This is a genomic window from Streptomyces sp. cg36, from assembly GCF_041080675.1.
Lineage (GTDB): Bacteria > Actinomycetota > Actinomycetes > Streptomycetales > Streptomycetaceae > Streptomyces.
Window position 1 is genome coordinate 4,848,070 of the sequence record NZ_CP163520.1, and the last position, 15,152, is coordinate 4,863,221.

13 protein-coding genes are annotated in these 15,152 nt (G+C 72.8%); 7 read left to right on the top strand and 6 right to left on the bottom strand.

Annotated features, from left to right (window positions below):
• Positions 1 to 2: 2 nt before the first annotated feature.
• From AB5J87_RS21490 to AB5J87_RS21505, 4 genes are read right to left on the bottom strand one after another with little or no spacing between them, the layout of a single operon-like run.
• Positions 3 to 986 (bottom strand): AAA family ATPase, encoded by a 984-nt coding sequence (locus AB5J87_RS21490; RefSeq protein ID WP_369378516.1) that lies wholly within the window; start codon positions 984 to 986, stop codon positions 3 to 5.
• A complete protein-coding gene (locus tag AB5J87_RS21495; RefSeq protein ID WP_369378517.1) occupies positions 983 to 2,188 on the bottom strand; it encodes a DUF4350 domain-containing protein in 1,206 nt (401 codons plus the stop codon). Before AB5J87_RS21495 ends, AB5J87_RS21490 begins: the two co-directional genes overlap by 4 nt.
• Complete coding sequence (locus AB5J87_RS21500; protein WP_369378518.1) at positions 2,185 to 2,904, bottom strand: DUF4129 domain-containing protein; 720 nt, start codon at positions 2,902 to 2,904, stop codon at positions 2,185 to 2,187. Before AB5J87_RS21500 ends, AB5J87_RS21495 begins: the two co-directional genes overlap by 4 nt.
• A gap of 4 nt (positions 2,905 to 2,908) precedes the next feature.
• Complete coding sequence (locus tag AB5J87_RS21505; RefSeq protein ID WP_369378519.1) at positions 2,909 to 4,144, bottom strand: glycerophosphoryl diester phosphodiesterase membrane domain-containing protein; 1,236 nt, start codon at positions 4,142 to 4,144, stop codon at positions 2,909 to 2,911.
• 155 nt (positions 4,145 to 4,299) lie between these two features.
• Here AB5J87_RS21505 and mtnA point away from each other — a divergent pair, with 155 nt between their 5' ends.
• From mtnA to AB5J87_RS21540, 7 genes are all read left to right on the top strand, one after another.
• Positions 4,300 to 5,448 carry an S-methyl-5-thioribose-1-phosphate isomerase gene (gene mtnA, locus AB5J87_RS21510; RefSeq protein ID WP_369378520.1) on the top strand — a complete coding sequence of 383 codons (1,149 nt, stop codon included), beginning with the start codon at positions 4,300 to 4,302 and terminating at the stop codon, positions 5,446 to 5,448.
• 4 nt (positions 5,449 to 5,452) lie between these two features.
• Positions 5,453 to 6,142, top strand: coding sequence for a two-component system response regulator MtrA (gene mtrA, locus AB5J87_RS21515; protein WP_188278465.1), 690 nt, complete (start codon positions 5,453 to 5,455; stop codon positions 6,140 to 6,142).
• A 1-nt stretch (position 6,143) separates the two neighbouring features.
• Positions 6,144 to 8,192: an MtrAB system histidine kinase MtrB gene (mtrB, locus tag AB5J87_RS21520; RefSeq protein ID WP_369378521.1), complete on the top strand. Its 2,049-nt coding sequence runs from the start codon at positions 6,144 to 6,146 to the stop codon at positions 8,190 to 8,192.
• A complete protein-coding gene (locus tag AB5J87_RS21525) occupies positions 8,182 to 10,074 on the top strand; it encodes an LpqB family beta-propeller domain-containing protein (protein ID WP_369378522.1) in 1,893 nt (630 codons plus the stop codon). The genes mtrB and AB5J87_RS21525 overlap by 11 nt, the downstream gene beginning before the upstream one ends.
• A 147-nt stretch (positions 10,075 to 10,221) precedes the next feature.
• Positions 10,222 to 10,980: a ComF family protein gene (locus AB5J87_RS21530; protein WP_369378523.1), complete on the top strand. Its 759-nt coding sequence runs from the start codon at positions 10,222 to 10,224 to the stop codon at positions 10,978 to 10,980.
• A gap of 313 nt (positions 10,981 to 11,293) precedes the next feature.
• On the top strand, positions 11,294 to 11,983 hold the full coding sequence (raiA, locus tag AB5J87_RS21535; protein WP_369378524.1) for a ribosome-associated translation inhibitor RaiA: 690 nt from the start codon (positions 11,294 to 11,296) through the stop codon (positions 11,981 to 11,983).
• 224 nt (positions 11,984 to 12,207) lie between these two features.
• Entirely contained in the window at positions 12,208 to 12,960 is a 753-nt protein-coding gene (locus tag AB5J87_RS21540; protein ID WP_369378525.1) for a response regulator, read from the top strand.
• Positions 12,961 to 12,972: 12 nt separating this feature from the next.
• Here the strand turns inward: AB5J87_RS21540 and AB5J87_RS21545 are convergent, their stop codons facing one another.
• Both AB5J87_RS21545 and AB5J87_RS21550 read right to left on the bottom strand, forming a co-directional pair.
• Entirely contained in the window at positions 12,973 to 14,142 is a 1,170-nt protein-coding gene (locus AB5J87_RS21545) for a winged helix-turn-helix domain-containing protein (RefSeq protein ID WP_369378526.1), read from the bottom strand.
• Between the two features lie 282 nt (positions 14,143 to 14,424).
• A complete protein-coding gene (locus tag AB5J87_RS21550; RefSeq protein WP_369378527.1) occupies positions 14,425 to 15,024 on the bottom strand; it encodes a GNAT family N-acetyltransferase in 600 nt (199 codons plus the stop codon).
• Positions 15,025 to 15,152 lie beyond the last annotated feature (128 nt).

A 15,152-nucleotide genomic window follows, 5' to 3' on the forward strand; every position in this document is an offset into this window, starting at 1 on the left:
CCTCAGCGGGGAACGGGGACGTGGGCGAGGACCGAGGTGATGACGGAGTCGGCGGTGACGCCCTCCATCTCCGCCTCGGGACGCAGCTGGATGCGATGGCGAAGAGTGGGAAGGGCCAGTGCCTTCACGTCGTCGGGGATGACATAGTCCCGGCCCGTGAGCCAGGCCCAGGCGCGGGCGGTGGAGAGAAGTGCGGTGGCGCCGCGGGGGGACACCCCGAGGCTGAGTGAGGGGGATTCACGCGTGGCACGACAGATATCGACGACATAGCCGGTGATCTCGGCGGAGGCCGCTGTCTTCGCGACGGCGGCGCGAGCCGCTTCGAGGTCCGCGGCTCCCGCGACGGGGCGGACGCCTGCGGCCTGGAGGTCGCGCGGGTTGAAGCCCTCCGCGTGGCGCGTCAGGACGTTGATCTCATCCGCGCGCGAGGGCAGCGGCACCGTCAGCTTGAGCAGGAAGCGGTCCAGTTGGGCTTCCGGCAGCGGGTACGTGCCCTCGTACTCGACGGGGTTCTGCGTCGCCGCGACCAGGAAGGGCTCGGGCAAGGGGCGAGGTGTGCCGTCGACCGTGACCTGGCGCTCCTCCATGGCCTCCAGTAGCGAAGACTGGGTCTTGGGCGGGGTGCGGTTGATCTCGTCGGCGAGCAGCAGGTTGGTGAACACCGGGCCGGCCTGGAACGAGAACTCTGCGGTACGGGCGTCGTAGATCAGCGAGCCGGTGACATCGCTGGGCATGAGGTCGGGCGTGAACTGGACGCGCTTGGTGTCGAGTTCGAGAGATGCGGCGAGCGCACGGACCAAGAGCGTCTTGGCGACACCGGGAACCCCTTCGAGCAGCACGTGGCCCCGGCACAGCAGGGCCACGACCAGGCCCGTCACGGCGGAGTCCTGGCCGACCACGGCCTTGGCGATCTCGGCGCGCAGGGCCTCCAGGGAGGCGCGGGCGCTGTCCGGGTTCGCGGTGGTCGCCGGGGTTCGGTCGGTCATGGGGTGCGTACCTCTCTTTCGAGGGCGTCGAGTTCGTCCGCGAGGCGGACCAGTGCGGCGTCGTCGGCCGGTGCCGGGCCGAAGAGCAGGAATCTGAGGTCCCGTTCGGTGCCGGGGAGCCGGGCGGAGACGGCGGGGACGAGGAGTTCGGGAGCGTGCGCCGCGGAGGCGGGCACGCCGAGGAGGGGGGCGAGGCGCGTGCGGGTGGCCGAGCGGAGGGCGTCGGCGGCGCGGTCGCGGGCGTTGGCCTTGTGGTAGAGCCGGGCGCGGCCCTCGGTCGTCTCGGACGCGTGGACGGCCACCGGGAGCCGTTCGGTGACCAGGGGACCAAGGCGGCGGGCGCGCCAGATGGCGGCCAGGGCTGCCGCGAGGGCGAGTTGGAGCGTGGCCCAGAGCCAGCCGGACGGAATGAGGTCGAAGAAGCTGCGGTCGCCGCCGTCGGTGGCCGAGACATCACCGAGTGAGGGGAGGTACCAGATCAGATGAGGGCGGGAGCCGAGGAGTTGAAGGGCGAGCGAGGCGTTGCCCTGCTTGTCCAGGCGGTGGTTGTAGAGGATGTCGGGGGCGCCGAGCAGGACGGTGTCGCCTTGGGCCGGAGCATCCAGCCGGACCAGGGTGGGCAGTCCTCCGGCCGGGTAGCAGAGTTCGGCGGCCTGGCCGCTGGTCTCGTAGCGGACGCCTCCGGTCTCGGCGGCGCCGGCACGGGTGGCGGGAGCCAGGGAGCAGCGGGGCTGGCGGGCGGCAACGGATGCCGAGCCCTGCTCCCGTACACCGGGGGCGAGTACGGGGAGGGAAGGGGAGCCGGGGGCGAGCAGGACCGTGCGTCCGCCGGACTGGTCGGTGGCCGCGTGCAGACGGCGCTGCTGCGACGGGGTGAGCAGGTCCGGGACCGTGACCAGGAGCGTGGTGTCGGCGCCGGTGGCGCGGGTGGCCTCGTCGAGCGTGGTGACCACGCGGGTGGAGACGCCTCGGTCCTTGAGGAGTTCGGCGACGGCACGGCTGCCGTACAGGTCCGCGGAGCGGGGGTCGAGTCGGCCGTGCTGGTCCCCCGAGCGGGTGGCGGCGAGTGCGACGCCCGCGACGGCGAGGATGACGGCGGCGAGCAGCAGCCCGCGTGTGCGCGTCCACAGCTGGCGGGGCGTCGCGTCGAGGGAGGTCGCGGCGGCTGTCGGGGCGGCGGTGGAGACCGGTGTGTCGGTCATTCGGCGCCTCCCCGTACAGGGGCGCTGTCGGCGGCGGACTGCCCGGCGAAGGCGGTCAGTTCCGGCTTGGTGCGTTCCAGGTCGGTGTCGAGGTCGCGCAGTCGGTGGTACGCGGTCTCGGTCGCGGTGCGACCGCCGTATGTGACGTCGTCGAACTCTCGGGCGGCGGCGCGGAGTCGGTCCGCCTGGCCGGGCAGGGGGCGACCGGCCTCGGCGGCGGCCTCGTCCGCGGTACGGCCCGGACGCGGGTCGAGGAGGGCGCGTTCCTCCAGGGAGCGCACGATGGCGCGCATCCGTTCCTGGACGGCCTCGGTCCAGCGGCGGGCGGCGGCATGGGCCTCGGCGGCGGCGCGGTGCTCGGCGGCGCTGCGCGGGCGCTCGTCGAAGACCGCGCCATGGGGGGACGACGTGCGACGGGGGTTCCCCAGCCGCCACCACAGGGCGGCGGCCAGGGCCAGTACGAACACGGCGATGGCGACCAGGCCGAGTGCGCCGCCGGGAGCGGCGCCCGAGGCGGCGTCGAACAGGCCGCCGACCCACTTCCAGAAGCGGTCGAGGGCGCGTTCCAGGAGGTTCGGGTCGTTCTCGTGGTACATCGGCTTGGACAGTTCGCGGCGGGCCGCCTCTCGGGCGGGGACGCGTGGAGTGTCCACCGGCGGGGTGGCGGATGCCCGGACGAGCAGCCCCACCAGGGCCGTTCCCCCCGTTGCGGACACCGCATCAGCTCCCGGAGGTCTCGTAGCCCGGCAGGTTTGCCGCGCGGGCGAGGTCGAGGTCGAGGGCCTCGCGGCGGATGCGCTGGTCGATGTAGAGCAGCGCGGCGACGCCGGCGGAAATCGGGTAGGTGATCGCGGATCCGATCACGGCACCGATCCCGGTGATGATCAGGAACGGCCAGCCGAGGTCGCCGGCGCCCCCGGTGAAGAGGCTGCTGGCGCCGCCGTCGTCGACGACGGTGCCGATCACGGTGAACGGGATCTCGATGATCATCGAGACGATGAAGGTGAGGAGCAGCGTCAGCAGGGTGATACCGAAGACGCGCCACCACGATCCCCGGACGAGTTTCGCGGAGCGGCGCAGCGACTGGGTCAGCCCCTGCCGCTCCAGCATCAGCGCGGGCGCGGCGAGACTGAACTGGATCATCAGCCACACGGCGACCACGGCCGCGGCCAGTCCGCCGAGTGCGGCCAGGGCCGCGCCACCCGCGGAGCCGATGAGGGCACCGGGAAGGATGCCGACCGCGAAGATCGCTCCGGCCATCAGGGGCAGCAGGAGGAGCAGCCCGAGCAGGGGCGCCAGCCTGGGCCGGGCCTCCGTCCACGCCTCTCGCAGCGTCACCGGGCGACCCAGCACGGAGCGGCTGATGACGACGGTGAGGACGGCGGTGACGAAGAGGGTGCCGATCAGCGCCAGGACCGCGACGGGGAGCAGGGCGACGAGACTCGACCGCATGGAGTCGACGGCCTGGTCCAGGGCCTCGCTGCCGGTGGCGTTGGGGTCGATGTCGGGGGGGTCCGGCATCAGGTAGCGCTGGACGAGGGTGTTCGCGATCTGGGTGATCACGGCGACCGTGAGGGTGAGGCCGAGGACCGTGCGCCAGTGGGCGCGCATCGTCGAGACCGCGCCGTCGAGGATCTCGCCGACGCCCAGGGGGCGCAGCGGGATGACACCGGGCTTGGCGGCGGGCGGGCGGCCCCAGCCGGAGTTCCAGTTGCCGCCGGGAGCGGGGGGCGGGCCCCAGCCGCCCTGCTGGGGCCGTGGGGCGCCCGGCGGGGGCGGGGGAGACCCCTGGCCCGGTCCCGCGGCCGGAGGCGACCACTGGCCCGCCGGGGGCTGGTTCTGGGACCACTGCGAGGACGCGCGGGCCCGGTCGGAGGGCTCGGGCTGCCGGGTGGTGCCGGAGTCCTCGCCGTCGGGGGCCGATCCGGGCGAGGCCCAGCCCGGAGAGTCGTTCACGGTCGTCCACCTCGTGGATTGGTCGTGGGACCGGCTGTGCGAGCCGGTTCCCGGGGGTTGGCAGCCATCGTGCCATGCGGTTCCGGGCCGCGGACCGGCCCCCGTATCTCGTTGGCACCTTCAATTGTCGGTGGCTCACCAGGCAGACTGGGCGGATGGCTGATCAGGACGTGCGATCCATCGTGGGCTCCGAGCCGTCGGCACTGCCCCAGCTGCGCTGGGACGAGCCGCCGGAAGGGCCGGTGCTGGTGCTCCTCGACCAGACCCGGCTCCCGGCCGAAGAGGTCGAGCTGGTGTGTACGGATGTTCCGGGCCTGGTGCGGGCCATCCAGACGCTGGCGGTGCGCGGGGCGCCGCTGCTGGGCATCGCCGGGGCGTACGGGGTGGCGCTGGCCGGGGTGCGCGGCTTCGACGTCCAGGAGGCGGCGGCGCTGCTGGCGGGGGCGCGGCCCACCGCGGTGAACCTCGGGTACGGGGTGCGGCTGGCGCTCGGCGCATACCGGGGCGCGCTCGACAAGGGCGCCGGTCCGCAGGAGGCGGGGGCGGCGGCCCTGGCGGCGGCGCGGGAGCTGCACCGGGCGGACGCGGAGGGGAGCACCAGGATGGCGGCGCACGGTCTGGCGCTGCTCGACGAGCTGCTGCCCGGCGGCAGCCACCAGGTGCTCACGCACTGCAACACCGGGCGGCTGGTCTCCGGCGGTGAGGGGACCGCGTTCGCGGTGGCGCTCGCCGCGCACCGGGCGGGCCGGCTGCGGCGGCTGTGGGTGGACGAGACACGGCCGCTGCTGCAGGGGGCGAGGCTGACGGCGTACGAGGCGGCGCGCAGCGGCATGGCGTACAGCCTGCTGACCGACAACGCGGCCGGTTCGCTGTTCGCGGCCGGGGAGGTGGACGCCGTGCTGATCGGGGCCGATCGGATCGCGGCCGACGGCTCCGTGGCGAACAAGGTGGGAAGCTATCCGCTCGCGGTGCTCGCCAAGTACCACCACGTGCCGTTCATCGTGGTCGCTCCGGTCACCACGGTGGACCTGGACACTCCGGACGGGGCGTCGATCGAGGTCGAGCAGCGTCCGGGGCAGGAGGTGACGGAGCTCACCGGGCCGCAGGTGTCGGCGGCCGGGTGGGGGACGGGCGCCGGGCTGCCCGTGGCGCCGCTGGGGACGCAGGCGTACAACCCCGCGTTCGATGTGACGCCCCCCGAGCTGGTGACGGCGATCGTCACCGAGGAAGGTGTGCTCTCCCCGGTCACCGGGGGCGGGCTGAGAGAGCTGTGTGCCAGGTCACGCCGGGTAACGATTAGCTAATGGGATGATGACTTTCATGAAGGGACGCGTCCTTGTCGTCGACGACGACACCGCGCTGGCCGAGATGCTCGGCATTGTGCTGCGTGGAGAAGGTTTTGAGCCGTCGTTCGTAGCGGACGGCGACAAGGCACTGGCGGCATTCCGTGAGGCCAAGCCGGACCTGGTGCTGCTGGACCTCATGCTGCCCGGACGGGACGGCATCGAGGTCTGCAGGCTGATCAGGGCCGAGTCCGGGGTGCCGATCGTGATGCTCACCGCCAAGAGCGACACGGTGGATGTGGTGGTCGGCCTGGAGTCCGGGGCGGACGACTACATCGTGAAGCCGTTCAAGCCGAAGGAGCTGGTCGCCCGTATCAGGGCGCGGCTGCGCAGGTCCGAGGAGCCGGCGCCGGAGCAGCTGGCGATCGGCGATCTGGTGATCGACGTGGCGGGTCACTCCGTGAAGCGGGACGGGCAGTCCATCGCCCTGACGCCGCTGGAGTTCGACCTGCTGGTCGCGCTGGCACGCAAGCCGTGGCAGGTGTTCACCCGTGAGGTGCTCCTGGAGCAGGTGTGGGGGTACCGGCACGCGGCGGACACCCGGCTGGTCAACGTGCACGTCCAGCGGCTCCGCTCGAAGGTCGAGAAGGACCCCGAGCGTCCGGAGATCGTGGTGACCGTCCGTGGTGTCGGTTACAAGGCCGGACCGAGCTGACATGTCCCGCGGTGGTGCTGCTCCGAAGCCCGGGAAGTCCGGGGTCCGTGGGGGGCGGGCTGCTGGTGAGGGACGGAAGACGTCGTGGGGCGGGCGGATCCTTCAGGAGGGGACGCCCGGAAGCCCCGTGCTGAGGCTCTTCGTGCGCTGGGTGCGGCGTCCGCTGCTGCCCGCCGTGCGGCTGTGGCGGCGCAACATCCAGCTGCGGGTGGTCGCCTCCACCCTGCTGATGTCGCTGGGTGTGGTCCTGCTGCTCGGGTTCGTTGTCATCGGTCAGGTGCGCAACGGGCTGCTGGTCACCAAGGAGAAGGCGTCCGAGAGCCAGTCCGCGGGCGGCTTCGCCGTGGCCAAGGACAAGGCCAGCGCCCCGGCGGCGCCGGGCGGGCAGGACGACGGCAGCTCGGACGGGCGGGCCGGCAGTTCGGTGACCTGGCGCAGTGAGCTGGTCACGCAGCTGGCCAGTGGCGGCCAGGGCGCGTTCTACGTGGTGGCGCTCAGCGCCGACTCCGAGGACGGCGGCTCCAGCAACCGCGGCCCGCGTGCCTCGGGCGGTGTGGACCCGTTCGCGAGCGTTCCGCAGAGCCTGCGGGACTCCGTGGACCAGGGGACGGGCTCGTACAAGACGTACGCCTCGATCAAGTATCTGGACGGTCAGGAGCCCAAGCCGGGGCTGGTGATCGGGACGAAGCTCAAGGACGTCGACGGTCAGGCGTACCAGCTGTACTACCTCTTCCCGCTGGGGCAGGAGGAGAAGACGCTGAGCCTGGTCAAGGGCACTTTGGCGACGGCCGGGCTGTTCCTGGTGGTGCTGCTCGGCGCGATCGCCTGGCTGGTGGTGCGCCAGGTCGTCACGCCGGTGCGGATGGCGGCGCAGATCGCCGAGCGGCTGTCCGCCGCCAAGCTCCAGGAGCGCATGAAGGTCTCCGGCGAGGACGACATCGCGCGTCTGGGCGAGGCGTTCAACAAGATGGCGCAGAACCTCCAGCTCAAGATCCAGCAGATGGAGGAGCTGTCGCGGATGCAGCGCCGGTTCGTCTCGGACGTGTCGCACGAGCTGCGGACGCCGCTGACGACCGTACGGATGGCGGCCGACGTCATCCACGAGGCGCGCGTCGACTTCGATCCGGTGACGGCGCGCTCCGCCGAGCTGCTCGCCGGGCAGCTGGACCGGTTCGAGTCGCTGCTGGCCGATCTCCTGGAGATCAGCCGCTTCGACGCGGGCGCGGCAGCTCTGGAGGCCGAGCCGATAGACCTGCGCGATGTCGTACGCCGGGTGATCGAGGGTGCCGAGCCGCTCGCCGAGCGCAAGGGCACGCGGATACGGGTGGTCGGCGACGACCAGCCGGTGATCGCCGAGGCCGATGCGCGCCGCGTCGAGCGGGTGCTGCGCAATCTGGTGGTCAACGCCGTGGAGCACGGCGAGGGCCGCGACGTGGTGGTGCGGATGGCCGCGGCCGGAGGGGCCGTGGCGGTCGCGGTGCGCGACTACGGCGTGGGTCTGAAGCCGGGCGAGGCGACCCGGGTGTTCAACCGCTTCTGGCGGGCCGACCCGGCGCGTGCCAGGACCACCGGGGGCACCGGTCTGGGCCTGTCGATCGCGGTCGAGGACGCGCGGCTGCACGGCGGCTGGCTGCAGGCGTGGGGCGAGCCCGGCGGCGGTTCCCAGTTCCGGCTGACGCTGCCGCGTACGGCGGACGAGCCGTTGCGCGGATCGCCGATACCGCTGGAGCCGGAGGACTCGCGGGCCGCCCGCGAGCGCGCCCGGCTGGGCGCTCCGGCGGAGCAGGGCAATGGGCTGCGGCTGGCGAGCGTGCCGGTCCAGCCGGCCACCGCGCGCTCCGCGCTGCCCGTGCCGCCGCGGCCACCGGTGCCGCCCAGGACGTCGGGTCCGGCGGCGGACCCGACCGCGCTGCCCGGTGGCGGCGGGGCCAGGGTGGTGTCCAAGCCCGCGGAGCGGCGGGGCGACGGCGAGTCCCTGCCTTCGCAGGCCGCTGACGGAGCGGCTGCCGACGCAGCCGCGGACCAGGAGGAATCGGCTCGTGGGCGCTGATCGGGGGAGGGACCGCGGCCGTCGGCTGCGGTCGGCGGCCCTGCTGGGCTGTGGCGGGATGCTGGTGGCGGGGTGCGCGTCGATGCCCGACAGCGGGGACGTGCACGCGGTGCAGGCGTCGCAGCGCGCCGACTCGCAGGTGCAGGTGTACGCGGTGCCGCCGCGCGAGGGGGCGGCGGCCGACGAGATAGTCGACGGGTTCCTGGAGGCGATGACCAGTGACGACCCGCAGTTCGCGACGGCCCGCAAGTATCTGACGCCGCAGGCGGCGCGCGGCTGGAAGCCGGACCAGTCCACGACGGTGCTGGCGGACGGGCCGAACCCGCAGCCGAACCGGGTCAACGACAAGGGCGACAGTTCGAGCTTCACCTTCACGGTGACCGGGAAGCCGGTCGCGGTGGTGGACAAACAGCACGCGTACCAGCCGGCCAGGTCCAAGGCGACGTACAACGAGACGATCCACCTGGTGCGGCAGAGCGGGCCGGGCGGCAAGGAGTGGCGCATCGACTCGCTGCCCGAGGGGCTCCTGCTGGGGCAGTCGGACTTCCAGCGCATCTACCGTTCCGTCAACAAGTACTACTTCGCCGCGGGGCAGGACCGGCTGGTCGCCGACCCGGTGTACGTGCGGCAGCGCAATGACCCCGAGACGCAGATGAACCTGGTCACCCAGACGGTGATGGCGGTGCTGGACGGGCCGACCAACTGGCTGCGGCCGGTGGTGGCTTCGCGTTTCCCGAGCGGTACGGCGCTGAAGGAGGGCACCAAGTCGCTCTCGTTCGACGACCGCAACGCGCTGAAGGTCCCGCTGAACGAGCGGGCGTCCAACGTCGGCGGGACGCAGTGCCGCAAGATGGCGGCCCAACTGCTGTTCACCCTGCGGGACCTGACGGCGACCCGGGTCGGCCAGGTGGAGCTGGACCGGGCGAACGGCTCGCAGCTGTGCGTGCTCGGCGGCGACCAGGCCGAGGACTACGCGCCGGACCGCACGTCGACGAAGCCGGGCCAGTACTTCCTGGACGCGCAGGGGCGGCTGGCGCGGATGCGCGCGGGCGCGCGGGACAGCGCCGACGCGAGCGAGAGCGCGGACGGGGACACGGACAGCGATGTGGTCACCGAGCTGGTGCCCGGACCGTTCGGCAGGCTTGAGCAGCCGCTCCGTACGGTCGCGGTGGACCGGCCGGAGCGGCGTGCGGCGGGCGTGTCCACCGATGGGCGCTCCCTGTACGTGGCGCCGATCGTGACCGACGGCGAGCTGGTGAAGACGCCGGTCACCAGCAAGAGCAAGGACTCCAAGGACGGTCTTTCCGCGCCGAGTTGGGATGGGCGCGGTGATCTGTGGGTCGCGGACCGGGACCCCGGCCAGCCCCGGCTGCTCCGGCTGGACCACGGTGCGGGCCAGCCGCAGGTGGTGGATGTCGCCGGGCTGAACGGGGCGCACATCGAGCAGGTGCGGATGTCGGCCGACGGGGTGCGGATCGCGCTGCTGGTGACCGAGGACGGGCACACGACGCTGCGGATCGGGCGGGTGGAGCGCATCGGCGACCCCGAGCATCCGCAGGTCTCCGTGGTGGAACTGCGCCCCGGGGCGCCGCAGATGGAGGACGTGACGGCGGTGTCCTGGGCCGGTCGCAGCCGTCTGGTGGTGGTCGGCAAGGAGTCCGGCGGCCTCCAGCAGCAGCTTCGGTACATGCAGACGGACGGTTCGATGGCGGCGGCGGGCAATCTGCCGGGCGCCAACCGGGTGACCGAGATCGCCGCGGCGGACGACGAGCGGCTGCCGCTGGTGGCGCACTCGCGGGAGGACGGCATCGTCCGGCTGCCGCCCGGTGCCACCTGGAAGACGGCGGTCAAGAAGGGTTCCTCGCCGGTCTATCCGGGCTGATCCGTTCCGTCCGGGCTCGCCGGTCCGGACCGGCCCGGGCGCGTCCGTCCCGGCCGTCGGCAGCCGTCCCGGCGGCCTCCGCGGCCGTCCGGGGCCGGTTGTCCACAGGGGTGGCCGGGTCGCCTTCGGGTTGGCACAGTGGATGCCATGCGGGGATGGTGGCAGGAGATCTCCGGGCTGGTGCTGCCGGTTGCCTGCGGCGGCTGCGGCAGTCCCCGTACGCCGCTGTGCGAGCGGTGCGCGGCGGCGCTGCTCGATGTGCGGGCGCGACGGGTCCGGCCCGCCCCCGAGCCCGCCGGACTGCCGGTCGTCCACGCGGCGGCGGTCTACGAGGACGCGGTACGGGCCGTGCTGCTCGCGCACAAGGAGCGTGGCGCCCTGGGGTTGGCCGGAGTCCTCGGGCAGGCGCTCGCGGGCGCGGTGCGGGCCGCCGCGCGCGTGCCCCGGGACGGGCCGTTGCTGCTCGTGCCGGTGCCGTCGGCGCGGCGCGCGGTGCGGGCGCGGGGACATGACGCGGCGCGCCGGATCGCCCTGGCGGCGGCCGGGGAGCTGCGCCGTTCGGGGACGGACGCGCGCGTGGTGGCGGTGCTGCGCCAGCGGCGCGCGGTGGCGGACCAGACGGGGCTGAGCGCCCCGCAGCGGCTGGCGAACCTGCGGGGAGCCCTGGAGGTGCGGGGCGGGGCCGACGGGCTGCTGACGGGCGGCCGGGTGGTCCTGGTGGACGACCTCATGACGACGGGCGCGTCACTGGTGGAGGCGGCGCGGGCCGTCGAGGCGGCCATGGGTGAGAGTGCCGGGGCGGCCGGCGGCTTACCAGTCCCGGCAATTGCGGGATTCGCACAGCCGGGTGTGGTGGCTGCGGTTGTTGCCTCCTCTCCGGCATCTTTCGAAATAAACCGGAACTGACAGCGAACTTCCATCGTTGCAGGTAGTGAGAGGGTGGAAACACCTGAACGGAGGTACGTGCGGGTAGCGGGTGCCGACATCCGCCCGAGCGAGCTATGTTCGGTTGTGAGGAATGGCGACAGCTAGCCCTCGCGAATGCACGTCCTCGCTTCTGGGTATTTCCCCGACCCTGAAGTCGGTGGGGTGGCGATCTTCCCCACGGGGGAGGAGGAGGTGAAAGTCGCCCAGTCCGGGACTCCGGTGCCACCGGAGTCTGGTGCAAGAGGGAGATGCTCCGCGATGAAGGCGGAGCGATCCGGGAACGGAGTTCTGCGTGGACATCGTCGTCAAGGGCCGCAAGACCGAGGTACCCGAGCGGTTCCGCAAGCACGTGGCCGAGAAGCTGAAGCTGGAGAAGATCCAGAAGCTCGACGGCAAGGTGATCAGCCTCGACGTCGAGGTGTCCAAGGAACACAACCCGCGGCAGGCAGACCGTTCCGACCGCGTGGAGATCACGCTTCACTCGCGTGGCCCGGTGATCCGGGCGGAGGCGGCGGCAGGCGACCCGTACGCAGCCCTCGACCTGGCCCACAGCAAGCTGGAGGCGCGGCTGCGCAAGCAGCACGACAAGCGCCACACCCGGCGGGGCAACGGGCGGCTGTCGGCCGCCGAGGTCGCGGACGTGGTGCCGGGCGCGGCCCAGCTGAACGGAAACGGCGAGCCCGTGGGCACAGCAGCCGAAGAGGGCGTTCCCACCACCCGGATGGGATCGCTGGAGGTACAGGGCGAAGGCCCGCTCGTGGTCCGCGAGAAGACCCATGTCGCGGCACCGATGACGCTCGACCAGGCGCTCTACGAGATGGAGCTGGTCGGGCACGACTTCTATCTGTTCGTCGACTCGGAGACGAAGATGCCCAGTGTCGTCTACCGGCGGCACGCCTACGACTACGGCGTGATCCACGTGGAGAGCGACCCGCTCGCCGGTGAGGACGCGAGCGGCGCCGGCGGGGCGCTGGGCGGATGACCGGGGGAACGGCGCGCTGAACGGAGCCGTGCGGCGCGCCGTATCCCAGTGCGGTGGTGCCCCTGGAGCAGTTGTGCGCCCCCAGGGGCACCAGCGTGCGCCCACTGGACCACCGCTCTGTCGGCCGGGCATGAAATCATGGCGTCGCACGCCAACCGCTGCTCCCTGGAGCGGGGTTGGCGCAGCCATACCAACTCGGGCCATGGCCTTCAGGGGGAGGAACGATGGCAGACAGCTTCGGGCCGGTGCACGACGGGTCGGCCCCGGACGGTTCTGACGGGGCTCCCACCGGCATGGAAGCGGCCGGATCGCGCAGGGAGCCGATCCGGGTGCTGGTCGTCGACGACCACGCGCTGTTCCGCCGAGGGCTGGAGATCGTGCTGGCCGCGGAGGAGGACATCCAGGTCGTCGGCGAGGCGGGCGACGGCGCGGAGGCCGTGGACAAGGCCGCGGACCTGCTGCCCGACATCGTCCTGATGGACGTGCGGATGCCCCGGCGCGGCGGGATCGAGGCGTGCACCTCCATCAAGGAGGTGGCGCCCAGCGCGAAGATCATCATGCTGACGATCAGCGACGAGGAGGCGGACCTCTACGACGCGATCAAGGCGGGCGCCACGGGCTATCTCCTCAAGGAGATCTCCACGGACGAGGTGGCGACCGCGATCCGGGCGGTGGCCGACGGGCAGTCGCAGATCAGTCCGTCGATGGCGTCGAAGCTGCTCACCGAGTTCAAGTCGATGATCCAGCGCACCGACGAGCGCCGGCTGGTGCCCGCGCCCCGGCTGACCGACCGCGAGCTCGAAGTGCTCAAACTGGTCGCCACGGGGATGAACAACCGGGACATCGCCAAGGAGCTGTTCATCTCGGAGAACACCGTGAAGAACCACGTCCGCAACATCCTGGAGAAGCTGCAACTGCACTCCAGGATGGAGGCGGTGGTCTACGCGATGCGCGAGAAGATCCTGGAGATCCGCTAGCGGCCCGCCGCCTCAGAGCGCCGCGAGCGCCGCCGTCAGCTCGCGGGCGAGGCCCGGGGTGTCGGCCCGCTCGATCCGTACGGCGTCGCAGCCCACCCAGCGCGCCGCCTCCCACAGGGCCTGCGCCATCGGCGCAATGGCCTTCGGCGACTCCAGGGAGACCTGCTTGGCCACCAGGGTGCGGCCCTCGCGGGCGGGGTCGGCGCGGCCGAGCAGCCTGCCGCCCGCCAGCAGCGGCATCGCGAAGTACCCGTACACCCGCTTCGGCTTGGGCGTGTACGCCTCCAGGCGGTGGCTGAAGCCGAAGATGCGCTCGGTGCGCGCCCGGTCCCAGATCAGGGAGTCGAACGGCGAGAGCAGCGTCGTACGGTGACGGCCGCGCGGCTCGGTGGCCAGCGCCTCCGGGTCCGCCCAGGCGGCCTTGTCCCAGCCCTGGACCGTGACCGGCACCAGGCCGGAGTCCGCGATCACCGCATCCACCTGCTCGCCCTTGAGGCGGTGGTAGTCCGCGATGTCCGCACGGGTCCCCACCCCCAGGGAGCGGCCCGCGAGCCGCACCAGGCGGCGCAGGCACTCGGCGTCGTCCAGCTCGTCGTGGCGCACGGCCTCCGGGACGGCGCGCTCGGCCAGGTCGTACACCCGCTTCCAGCCGCGTCGTTCGGTGCAGACCACCTCGCCGTACATCAGCGCGCGCTCGACGGCGACCTTGGAGGCCGACCAGTCCCACCACTCGCCCTTGTTCTTGGCGCCGCCCAAGTCCGTCGCGGTCAGCGGGCCTTCGGCCCGCAGCTGCTTGATCACCTGCTCGTACGAACCGTCCGGCAGGTCGTGGTTCCAGTGCGGGCGGGAGCGGTAGGCGCGGCGGCGGAAGGCGAAGTGCGGCCACTCCTCCATGGGCAGGACGCAGGCCGCGTGCGACCAGTACTCGAAGGCGTGGCCGTCCTTCCAGTACGCCTCGTCCACCGCCTTGCGGCCGACCGCGCCCAGCCGTGCGTAGGGAATCAGCTCGTGGGAGCGGGCGAGCACGGAGATGGTGTCGAGCTGGACCGCGCCCAGGTGCCGCAGCACGCCCCGCACCCCGCCCCGGCGGTCGGGGGCGCCCATGAAGCCCTGGGCGCGCAGGGCGATGCGGCGGGCCTCGTCGGCGGAGAGTTCGGCAGCGGGGCGCGGCAGGCTGGTCATGCTCCGCACGATAGACGGCGGCACTGACAACGGGCCGGGCGCCCGATCCGCCCGCGCCCGCCCCCACCCGCGAGCGCGGGGTTCGCCGGGCATCACCGGGACCGAGCTGGCCCTGTCCTGTCCCCCACCCGCGAGCGCGGGGTTCGCGGCCCGGGCCGCAGCCGCTCGATCCGCCCGCACGCGTACGTGCCCGCAGCCGCTCGATCCGCGGGCACGCGTACGTGCCCGCGGACGGGCAAGCGCAGAGGTCAGGCCCGGACCCTCGCCGCCGTGCGTGCGCCCCTACCCGCGGGCGGGCAGGTACGCGCGCGCGGTGGGCAGGTTCAGGTCGCTCGGCAGGAGGCTGCCGATCCAGCCGTCGCGGCGGGAGCCGCCGTGGACGAGGGAGGCGCGCAGGGTGCCCTCCATGGTGAAGCCGACCTTCTCGGCCACCGCGCGCGAGGCCGCGTTGCCGACCTCGGCGCGCCACTCCAGGCGCTCGACGCCCACCGCGGCGAAGGCCCAGCGGGCCGCCGCCACCGACGCCTCCGTCATGAGGCCGCGGCCCCGGTGCTCCTTGGCCGCCCAGAAGCCCAGCTCCGCGACGCCGTCACCGCGCCGGGTCACCGAGACCATCGCCACCAGGGCGCCCTCGGCGGCGGTGCCGGTGGTGAGGGACGTCTCACGCAGCCGTACGGCGAAGGTGTAGTCCGAGTCGTCCCGCCAGCCGTTCGGCCCGTAGGTCGCGGTGAAGGCTTCGGCGTGCGCGCGCAGGTAGGGCGAGGGCACGGTGGTCCACCGCTGGATCTCGGGGTCCTGGCAGGCCGCGTACGCGGCGTCGGCGTCCTGCGGGCCGACGGGACGCAGGAGCAGGCGCTCGGTGCTGAGGGTGACAGGTTCCATCGGCCGATTCTCCGTGCGGGAGGCGAACCCGCGCCAGGGCTTTTCGTCCGTTCCCGGCACCTTCCGGGCCCGCTGTCCGTTGTCGTCATGGCAGACCTCCCGGCGCGGGCGGGTCCTCGCATACGATG